Below are 1,678 nucleotides of genomic sequence, written 5' to 3'. Positions count from 1 at the left end.
ACACTGCACGGGCAATTCAGCAGATGCGCACCAGTCCTTAAACACATTATAAAAACCATTCAAAGTATATGAGCTGCCAGGGGTCGTTTGCGGGAGGGGGCGAAATCCTACGCTAAGCTGAGAACGCGCTTCCCATAATCCCTGAGCTCGCCCTTCGGTCCGACATATCTGTATAGAGTGACGCGCTCGATCCCGAGTTCCTTGCACAGATCGGAAACAGACGTGTCGCGCTGCGCCATGGCGGCCTGGGCGAGACGCACCTGTGCTTTGGTCAGGGCGAATTTTCGCCCTCCCTTTCGTCCGCGCGCTCTGGCTGCGGCAAGGCCAGCCATGGTGCGCTCGCGGATCAGATCCCGCTCGAACTCGGCCAGAGTGGCAAAGATACCGAACACCATGCGGCCGGATGCGGTCGTGGTGTCGATCTGAGCGCCTTTTCCGGTCAGCACACGCAGGCCGATCCTGCGGTCTGACAGATCCTTCACGGTGTTGACCAGGTGGGCGAGCGAGCGCCCGAGGCGATCGAGTTTCCAGACCACCAGCACATCGCCGTCGCGCAAGGATTTGAGGCATGCAGCTAAGCCGGGCCGATCATCGCGGCTACCGGATGCACGATCATCATAAATATTACCTGGCTCGATACCGGCGGCACGCAGGGCGTCGTGCTGGAGGTCGAGGGATTGGGAACCATCGGCTTTGGAGACGCGGGCATATCCGATCAGCATGTTTCTTAAACGTTGGTTTGAAGCGGTGACGAACATGAGCACATAAGCTTGCACTATTGTGTATCTTAACCAGCATCGCAATCAAACTATCTCAAACCTTACCTTGGAAAGAATAAGGAGCATGTATGCCGCGTCGCGTGACCCTGACCGATCGACAGCGCGAGGCGCTGTTTCACTTACCGGTCGATCAAGGTGATCTGCTGCGGCACTATACCCTTAGCGATGAGGATCTCGGGCATATCCGCCAGCGCCGGCGCGCCCACAACCGTTTCGGCTTCGCGCTGCAACTGTGCGTCCTGCGCTACCCGGGCCGGGTACTCACCCCTGGCGAGCTGATCCCGGCACAGGTATCTGATTTCATCGCGGCCCAGCTCGGGCTGAGCCGTGACGATCTACTCCTCTATGCCGCGCGCGAGGAGACCCGGCATGAGCATCTGGCGGACCTACGCCGGATCTACGGCTATCGCTCCTTTTCGGGGCGGGGCGCACGGGATTTGCGCGATTGGATCGCTCGGGAAGCCGAGGCGGCGACATCGAATGAGGATCTTGCCCGTCGCTTCGTTGCAGAGTGTCGCCGCACCCGCACAATCCTTCCCGGTTTCTCAACGATTGAGCGCCTTTGTGCCGATGCACTGGTCAAGGCCGAACGCAGGATCGAAGATCGTATCGCCCATCGCATAACACCAGCCCTGAGCGAGAATTTGGCTCATCTGTTAGAGAATACGGTGGATGGTCGCATCACCCGCTTCGTATGGCTGCGACAGTTCGAAGTTGGCGCAAATTCGGCGGCGGCCAATCGGCTGATGGATCGACTGGATTCTCGACGCCGGTCTCCAGCGCCAGGCTCAGATCGGTCTCAACAAGGGCGAGGCCCATCATGCCCTCAAGCGCGCCATCAGCTTCCATCGTCGAGGTGAGATACGCGACCGCTCAGGCGAAGGGCAGCACTATCGTAT

2 protein-coding genes and 1 pseudogene are annotated in these 1,678 nt (G+C 59.3%); 2 read left to right on the top strand and 1 reads right to left on the bottom strand.

Going from position 1 to position 1,678, the window contains the following annotated elements; genetic code table 11:
• Nucleotides 1–107 precede the first annotated feature (107 nt).
• A complete protein-coding gene (locus tag HK11_RS11420) occupies nt 108–722 on the bottom strand; it encodes a recombinase family protein (RefSeq protein WP_010512305.1) in 615 nt (204 codons plus the stop codon).
• Between the two features lie 125 nt (nt 723–847).
• Between HK11_RS11420 and HK11_RS11415 the strand changes: the two are divergent.
• Together HK11_RS11415 and HK11_RS12750 are read left to right on the top strand one after the other, a co-directional pair.
• Nucleotides 848–1,540 (top strand): annotated as a pseudogene (locus tag HK11_RS11415) (DUF4158 domain-containing protein); the annotation flags it as partial.
• The coding region (locus HK11_RS12750; protein ID WP_143216403.1) for a Tn3 family transposase at nt 1,530–1,678 on the top strand (149 nt) is incomplete at its 3' end. The pseudogene HK11_RS11415 and the gene HK11_RS12750, both read left to right, overlap by 11 nt.

Source organism: Acetobacter sp. DmW_043, from assembly GCF_002153485.1.
Taxonomy (GTDB): Bacteria; Pseudomonadota; Alphaproteobacteria; order Acetobacterales; family Acetobacteraceae; genus Acetobacter; species Acetobacter thailandicus.
This window is presented reverse-complemented; position numbering and strand designations above follow the sequence as displayed.

Coding starts and splice junctions, on each gene's coding strand:
- HK11_RS11420 (WP_010512305.1), bottom strand. CDS start 722: ATGCTGATCGGATATGCCCGCGTCTCCAAAGCCGATGGTTCCCAATCC.